We start from the raw sequence: 7,738 nt of genomic DNA on the forward strand, positions 1-7,738 counted from the left end.
GCTGACGCGCCTGCTGCTGGGTCTGGGCCTGCGCATCTTCTCGATGCACCCGGCGCATCTCCTCTCCGTCAAGCAGCAGGTGCTGAAGACGGACCTCGAGGTGTGCACGCCGATCTCCGGCAAGATGCTGCGCGCCGACGACCCGGAGCGCATCCGCGAGTTGATCGAGCGCCTGAACGTCTGACGCGCGAGGTCACGCGCGTGCGTCTCACCACCGAGCAGTTGCCGCGGGATCTCAGGCGCGGCGTGCAGCCGCTCTACACCGTTTACGGCGCGGAGACGCTGCTTGCGATCGAGTCCGCCGACCGCATCCGTGCTAGCGCGCGCGCCGCGGGATACAGCGAGCGCGAACTGCTCAGCGCGGAATCCGGATTCAACTGGGCCGACCTGCGCACGGCGAGCCAGAGCCTGTCGCTCTTCGGCAGCCAGCGGCTGATCGAACTGCGCATCCCGACCGGCAAGCCGGGGTCCGAGGGCGCAGCAGCCATCGAAGCGTACGCCCGCCAGCTGCCGCCGGACACCGTCACCCTCATCGTGCTGCCGGAGATGGACTGGCGCGCGGTGAAGGCGGCGTGGTTCGTCGCGCTGGAGGCGGCCGGCGTGCTGGTGGCGGCAAACCCGGTCGCCCGCGCCGATCTCCCGCGCTGGATCGGCGAGCGGCTCGCCGCGCAGGGTCAGAGCGCCGACGAGGCGACGCTCAGGTTCATCGCCGACCGCGTCGAGGGCAACCTGCTCGCCGCGCGGCAGGAGGTGGAAAAACTGGGACTCCTCTGTCCGCCCGGTCAGCTCGAGTTCGCCGACGTGGAGCAGGCGGTGCTCGACGTCGCCCGCTACGACCCCTTCGCACTCGGTGAAGCGCTCTTCGCCGGCGACCTCGCGTTTCTCGCCCGCATGCTGCGCGGCCTCGAAGCGGAGGGAGTCGCCGCCCCGATGGCTTTGTGGGCAGTCGCCGACGAGGTCCGCACCGTAGTGAACGTCGCTACCGGTCTCGCCCGCGGGCAGACCGAGTCCGCCGCCCTCAAGGCGGCCCGCGTCTGGGGACCGCGCCAGGCGCGGGTGGCGCGTGCCGCGCGCAGCGTTCCGCTCGCCGTGCTGGAGGACGCGCTCATGGCGGCGGCGCAGATCGATCTCGTCGTGAAGGGCTTGCAGCGCGGCGACGCCTGGCGCGAACTGGGGCGGTTGACGCTCGCGCTGGGGCGCGCCGTCACCGAGCGCGGGCCCCGCTCCGCGCCGCGGCCGGGCTAGAATGGGCACTGCTGCAATCGGGGAACGAGCATGGATGTGCAGACCTACATGCAGGGCGTCGGCAAGGCGGCACGGGCGGCCGGCCGTGCCATGGCGAAAGCGGACACGCGCGCCAAGAACGGCGCGCTGCTCGCCATGGCCGAGGCCATCGTCCGCGACGAGCAGCGGCTGCTCGCTGCCAACGCCGAGGACGTCGCCGCCGCGCAGGCCCGCGGGCTGGAGCCCGCGCTCATCGACCGCCTCACGCTGTCGGCCACAGGCGTGCACGGCATGGCCGAGGGCTTGCGGCAGATCGCCGCCCTGCCCGATCCGATCGGCGAAATCACGCACCTGAGCTTCCGCCCGTCCGGCATCCAGGTCGGTCGCATGCGCGTGCCGCTGGGGGTCGTCGGCATCATCTACGAGGCGCGCCCGAACGTGACCGCGGATGCAGCCGGGCTCTGCCTCAAGGCAGGCAACGCCACCATTCTGCGCGGGGGATCGGAAGCGATCCGCTCGAACCAGGCAATCGCGGCCTGCGTGCACGGGGGCCTGCTGGCAGCGGGCCTGCCGCAGACTGCGGTGCAGGTGATCGAGACCACGGACCGGGCGGCGGTCGGCGAACTGCTGCGCATGGACGATTGTGTAGACGTGATCGTGCCGCGCGGCGGCAAGGGACTGGTCGAGCGCGTCATGGCGGAGTCGCGCATCCCGATGATCAAGCACCTGGACGGCGTGTGCCATGTCTACATCGACGATCACGCGGACATGGACAAGGCGGTGCGCATCGCCGACAACGCGAAGACGCAGCGCTACGGCACCTGCAACACGATGGAGACGCTCCTCGTCCACCGCCGCATCGCCCCCATCGTGCTGCCGCGGCTGGCCGCCATCTACCTCGCCAAGGGAGTCGAGTTGCGGGGCTGTGACACCGCGCAGGGGCTCGTGCCGGAGATGAAGCCGGCGACGGAGGACGACTGGTACGCCGAGTATCTCGCGCCGATCCTCGCCGTGCGCATAGTGAACGACCTCGATCAGGCGATCGACCACATCACGCGGTATGGCTCGCGCCACACCGACGCGATCGTCACCGAGGACCTGGGACGCGCCCGCCGCTTCCTGCGCGAAGTGGATTCGAGCTCGGTGATGGTGAACGCCTCGACCCGCTTCGCCGACGGCTTCGAGTACGGCCTCGGCGCCGAGATCGGCATCTCCACCGACAAGATCCACGCGCGTGGTCCGGTCGGGCTCGAAGGGCTGACGTCGCTCAAGTTCGTCGTCCTCGGCGACGGCGAGATCAGGCAGTAGCTGCACCTCTTCGGTCAGGCAGAACTTTCGCCAACCAGCGCCAGTCGCAGCTTGTTGCTGCCCACGGAGACGCACATGGGTCGATTCGGTTGGACCACGCTCCTTGCCCTGATGCCGGTCACCCTGCAGGCCGCCCCCGACAGGCCCGACCCGAACTACATCGCGCGCATCTCGCTCTCCGTGGTGAAGGTGCACGCCCACTCCGCCCAGGGCAAGACGGGCTTCGGTTCCGGGGTCATGGTCGGCCCGGGTGAAGTGGCGACCAACTGTCACGTGACGCGTGACGCCGAATCGATCAGCGTGCGCAAGGGTGGCATCTGGCTCGCCGTGCAGGCGCAACGCGCCAACCCGGGCCGCGACCTGTGCTTGCTGACCGTGCCCGCCACATCGCCGATCCCGGTCGCACCGATGCGCAGCGTGAGCGAAACTGCGGCGGGTCAGACGGTCTATGCGGTGAGCTTTCCGGGCGGCGCCGGCTCCATGTTCGCGAGCGGCAGAATCCACGGCCTGCACGGCTTCGATGGCTCGCGCGTGATCGAGACCACGACCGGGTTCAACCTGGGGTCGAGCGGCGGTGCATTGTTCGACGACGAGGGTAGGCTCCTGGGCCTTACCACGTTTCGCGCGCGCGGCAGCCGCGACAACCACTTCTATGCGATTCCATCCGACTGGATCGAAGAGCTGCGCCAGCAGCCGGCACAGCCGGTCGCACCGCTCGGCACGGTATTACAGCCGTTCTGGAGCGAGGCCAGGGCGCGTCAGCCGCACTTCCTGCAGGCGGTTCCGCTGGAATCCGAAGAGGACTGGGAAGGGCTGCAGCGGGTCGCCGGACAATGGTCGCGGGTCGATCCGGCCGACGCGGACGCGTGGTACTTCCTGGGTCGCGCTCAGGTGAAACTGAATCGCCCCGACGCGGCCGTGCCGGCGTTCCAGCGTGCGGTGGAACTGAATCCGGAATTCGGCCGCGCTTGGCTCGAACTGGGGCTGCTCTACGCGCGGCTCGGTCGCACTGCCGAGCTGGAGCGCGTGCGCGTGTCCCTGATGTCGGTGGACGAGGATCTCGAACAGGAACTCGTCGGCGCACTCGGCGGTATCTGAGTCTTCCGCCCGATTCCCGGCGCAGCCGCCGTATCGCTCATTCGGGCGCGCTGCTCGCGTGATCCGCGATGCGGATCATGCGCTCGGCGTCCGTGATCCACACGATGCCATCGCCGCGCTGACCGGTCGAGGACACCTCGACCAGCACCTGCAGTATGCCCTCGACCATTTCGTCCGGAGCCACGATCTCGATGCGCACCTTCGGGCTGAACTCGGTGAGTTCTTCGCGGATGCTCTTGCGTTCGGCGTCGGTCGAACGACTGCAGCCCTCCACCCTGATGACGGTCATGCCCGGAAAATCCTTCACGTGCCGAAACGCGCGGCGAATCTTGGGCACCCGGGACGGCTGTACGACGGCCTTGATCTCCTTCATGAACGGCTCTCCTTGCATCTGCTGCTGATCTCGGCCTAGGCCTCGATCTTCTTCTCTTCGAACATCCGGTAGAGGACCGGCAGCACCACCAGCGTGAGCAACGTGGAAGTGATCAGTCCACCGATCACCACCACGGCCAGCGGCCGCTGCACTTCGGAACCCGGTCCGGTCGCGAACAGAAACGGAATCAGCCCCAGCATCGCCACCGTGGCCGTCATCAGCACCGGTCGCAGGCGCTGCGTGCAGCCCTCCACGATTGCCGCCCGCGTACCCAGTCCTTCCTCGCGCAGATTGCGAATATAGGACACGAGCACGACACCGTTCAGCACCGCGATACCCCAGAGCGTGATGAAGCCGACCGATGCGGGAACGGAAAGGTACTCACCGGTGCCAAGCAGGGAAAAGATGCCGCCGATCGACGCGAACGGCAACACCAGAATGATGATCGCAGCGTAGCGCACCGAGTTGAAGAGCAGGAACAGCAGGAAGAAGATCGCGGCGATGGTGATCGGGATGATGATCATGAGCCGCTGGCTCGCGCGCTGCAGATTCTCGAACTGGCCGCCCCACGAGAAGTAATAGCCTTCGGGAAGCGCGATCTTCTCCTCCGCAGCCTTCTGCAGTTCGGCCACGAAACCGCCCAGGTCGCGCCCATGCACGTTGGCCCCGACCACGATGCGCCGCTTGGCCGTCTCGCGGCTCACCTGGGCGGGTCCCTCGCGCACCTCGATCGTGGCGAGATCCTTGAGCGGGATCAGCGCACCGTTGGGAGAGCGCACGAGGATCTGCGCGATCTTGTCGGCATTGTTGCGAAACTCCGGCGGGAAACGCACCGCGGCAGAGAAGCGACGCTCGCCTTCGTAGACCTCCGTCGCAACGCGTCCCTGGATCGCCGTCTCGATGATGTCGTTGATGTCCGCGACGTTGATGCCGTGACGGGCGATGGCCTTGCGGTCGATCTCGACGGTGAGGTATTGCTGGCCGCTCACCCGCTCCAGGCGCACGTCTGCGGCGCCGCGAATCGTGCCGAGCAGCTGTACGACCTCGTCCGCCTTTTCCTTCAGCACGTCGATGTCGTCACCGAAGATCTTGATGGCGACGTCGGATCGCACGCCGGTTACGAGCTCGTCGACGCGATCCGAGATCGGCTGCGCCATGATGATCTGGACACCCGGCAGCACCTGGAGTTTCTCGCGAATCGCCGCGGCCACATCATTCTGGTCCCAGCCCTCCGGCAGTTCGGACTCGACCTTCACGGTCGCGATCGGCGTCGATTCGTTTTCCGGCTGCGGATCGGTCGGGTTCTCGCTGCGGCCCAGTTGCGAGACGACCATCGCCACCCCCGGAACCTCCTTCACGAGGCGCATCGCCTCGGTTTCCAGCTTGATCGATTCCTCGAGCGACATGTTGGTCACCCGGTTGATGCCGGGCACGATCGCACCTTCCTTCATCTCGGGAATGAAGGACGTGCCGAGCAACGGAAACGCGCCCACGCTCAGCACGAGCAGCATCACGCCGCCGAACACCACCGTGTACGGCCGCCCCAGCGCCCAGTTCAGCACGCGCAGGTAAGGCTCCTTCACCAGCCGCACCAGACGCGTGTCGTGCTCCGCGCCGCCCTTCAGGAAATACGAACACAGGACCGGAGAAAGCGTCAGCGAAAGCACGAGAGAGACGAACATCGCAATCGCGATGACATAGGCGAGAGGGGCGAACATCTTGCCCTCCATGCCCTGCAGCGTCATCAGGGGAAGAAAGACGAGGCAGATGATGCCGACACCGAAGAGCACCGGTGTGCCGACCTCCACCGCCGCACGCAACACGACGAGACCCCGGCTCTCGCCGCTCCCCTTCGCTTCGCCCAGGTGCCGGAACGTGTTCTCGACCACCACCACCGAGCCGTCGACCATCATGCCGATGGCGATGGCAAGCCCGCCGAGCGACATCAGGTTCGCGGACAGGTCGAACTTGTTCATGGCGATGAAGGTGACGAGCGGTGTCACGATCAGCGTGGCGACGACGATGAGGCTGGAGCGCAGGTCGCCGAGGAACAGGAAGAGCACGATGACGACGAGCACGATGCCTTCCATCAGCACCTTCGTGACCGTCCAGATCGCCGCGTTCACGAGATCCGTCCGGTCGTAGTACGGCACGATCCTGAGCCCGTTCGGCAGCATCCCCTTTTCGTTGATCTCGGCCACCCGCTTCTTGACGCGCGTCACGATGTCCTTCGCGTTGCCGCCGCGGATCATCAGCACGATGCCGCCCACCGACTCGGTATCGCCGTTCTTGATGACCGCGCCGAAGCGCACGGCATGGCCGAGCGACACCTGCGCCACGTTGCGCACGAAGACCGGCGTGCCGTCCTGCTCCTTGAGCACGATGTTGGCGATGTCCTCCAGCGAACCGATGAGGCCGATGCCGCGCACGAGATACTGTTCGGCGTCCCGGCGCAGCACGCCGCCACCGGCGTTGGCGTTGTTGTTGGCGAGCGCCTTGGTGACGTCCTCGAGCGTGACGCCGTAGTGCCGCAGACGGTTGGGATCGACCAGCACCTGGTACTGCTTCTCGAGCCCGCCGATCGAGTTGATCTCGGCAACACCCGGAATGCCCCGCAACAGGGGACGCACGACCCAGTCCTGCACCGTGCGCCGCTCGATCAACTCCTGTTCCGTGAGCGGGGTCGCGCCGTCGTCGGAGCGCTCGAGCGTGTACTGATACACCTCGCCCAGACCGGTCGAGACCGGGCCCAGCACCGGTTTCACGCCGGGAGGCAGACGCTCGCCGACCTCGAGGAGGCGCTCCATCACGAGCTGCCGTGCGAAGTAGACGTCGGTATCGTCGGTGAAGACGAGCGTGATCTGCGAGAGCGCGTTGCGGTTCACCGAGCGCATCTCGGTGAGGCCCGGCAAACCCGTCATCGAGATCTCCAGCGGCACGGTGACGAAGCGCTCGACCTCCACGGGCGAACGGCCCGGCACCTCTGCGGCAATCTGTACCTGGACGTTGGTGACGTCCGGAAACGCGTCCACCGCAATCCGCCGCAGGGCGTCGATACCCGCCGCGACCAGTGCCACTGCGATCACGACGACGACGATGCGCTGCTTGAGCGCGGCGCGAATGACGGCCTCGATCATGGCTTGTTCGGACGTCCTAGCCCAGGATGCGCCGCTTGCGCTCGTTGTTGAGGTGGAAGGCGCCATCGACGACGATGGCATCGCCTTCCCCGAGGCCGTCCTTCAGGACGACGACCGATCCGCTCTCCTGACCAAGCGCGACCGGCACCAGCCGGAACTCGTTTTCTCCCGTGCGCGCGAAGACGTGATCGCGGTTGGCCTCGCGCACGACGGCGGTGATCGGCACCACCATCTGTTTCTGGGGAACGCCGCGAATGAGCAGATTGGCCAGCATGGCGGGCTTGATCGCGCGATCGGAATTGACGACGTCGGTGCGCACCTGCACGGTTCGCGTCGCTGGATTCACCGTGGAGCTGATGAAGATGATCTTGCCCGTGACCCGCCGCCCCGGCAGCGCCGGCAGTTCGATCCGCACCTCCTCGCCCATCTCGACCAGGTAAGCCTGCTGCTCCGGCACCTCGCCCTCGATCCACACGTGTTCGAGATCGGCGACCGTGAACATCGCGTCCGCAGGCTGTACCACCTGGCCCTGGTTGATCTGCCGATCGATCACGCTGCCGGACATCGTCGCGTTCACGGCGGCCACCGAGTCGATCTC

General features: G+C 66.9%; 7 protein-coding genes. 4 read left to right on the forward strand and 3 right to left on the reverse strand.

Annotated features, from left to right (window positions below):
- The 4 genes from JNK68_07215 to JNK68_07230 form a co-directional block, all read left to right on the forward strand.
- Positions 1 to 184: phosphoenolpyruvate--protein phosphotransferase (locus tag JNK68_07215; protein ID MBL8540146.1), on the forward strand; the 184-nt coding region annotated here is incomplete at its 5' end.
- A 17-nt stretch (positions 185 to 201) separates the two neighbouring features.
- Entirely contained in the window at positions 202 to 1,245 is a 1,044-nt protein-coding gene (locus JNK68_07220; protein ID MBL8540147.1) for a DNA polymerase III subunit delta, read from the forward strand.
- 30 nt (positions 1,246 to 1,275) lie between these two features.
- A complete protein-coding gene (locus tag JNK68_07225) occupies positions 1,276 to 2,532 on the forward strand; it encodes a glutamate-5-semialdehyde dehydrogenase (protein ID MBL8540148.1) in 1,257 nt (418 codons plus the stop codon).
- A 75-nt stretch (positions 2,533 to 2,607) separates the two neighbouring features.
- Positions 2,608 to 3,630, forward strand: coding sequence for a trypsin-like peptidase domain-containing protein (locus JNK68_07230; GenBank protein ID MBL8540149.1), 1,023 nt, complete (start codon positions 2,608 to 2,610; stop codon positions 3,628 to 3,630).
- 37 nt (positions 3,631 to 3,667) lie between these two features.
- Here JNK68_07230 and JNK68_07235 read toward each other — a convergent pair whose 3' ends face one another.
- The 3 genes from JNK68_07235 to JNK68_07245 form a co-directional block, all read right to left on the reverse strand.
- Complete coding sequence (locus JNK68_07235; protein ID MBL8540150.1) at positions 3,668 to 4,003, reverse strand: P-II family nitrogen regulator; 336 nt, start codon at positions 4,001 to 4,003, stop codon at positions 3,668 to 3,670.
- Between the two features lie 35 nt (positions 4,004 to 4,038).
- Positions 4,039 to 7,140, reverse strand: a complete 3,102-nt coding sequence (locus JNK68_07240; GenBank protein MBL8540151.1) for an efflux RND transporter permease subunit — start codon at positions 7,138 to 7,140, stop codon at positions 4,039 to 4,041.
- Between the two features lie 16 nt (positions 7,141 to 7,156).
- Positions 7,157 to 7,738, reverse strand: a 582-nt coding sequence (locus JNK68_07245) for an efflux RND transporter periplasmic adaptor subunit (protein MBL8540152.1), incomplete at its 5' end; no start/stop codon positions are given.

This window comes from Betaproteobacteria bacterium (assembly GCA_016791345.1).
In the GTDB taxonomy this organism is placed as follows: Bacteria; Pseudomonadota; Gammaproteobacteria; order Burkholderiales; family JAEUMW01; genus JAEUMW01.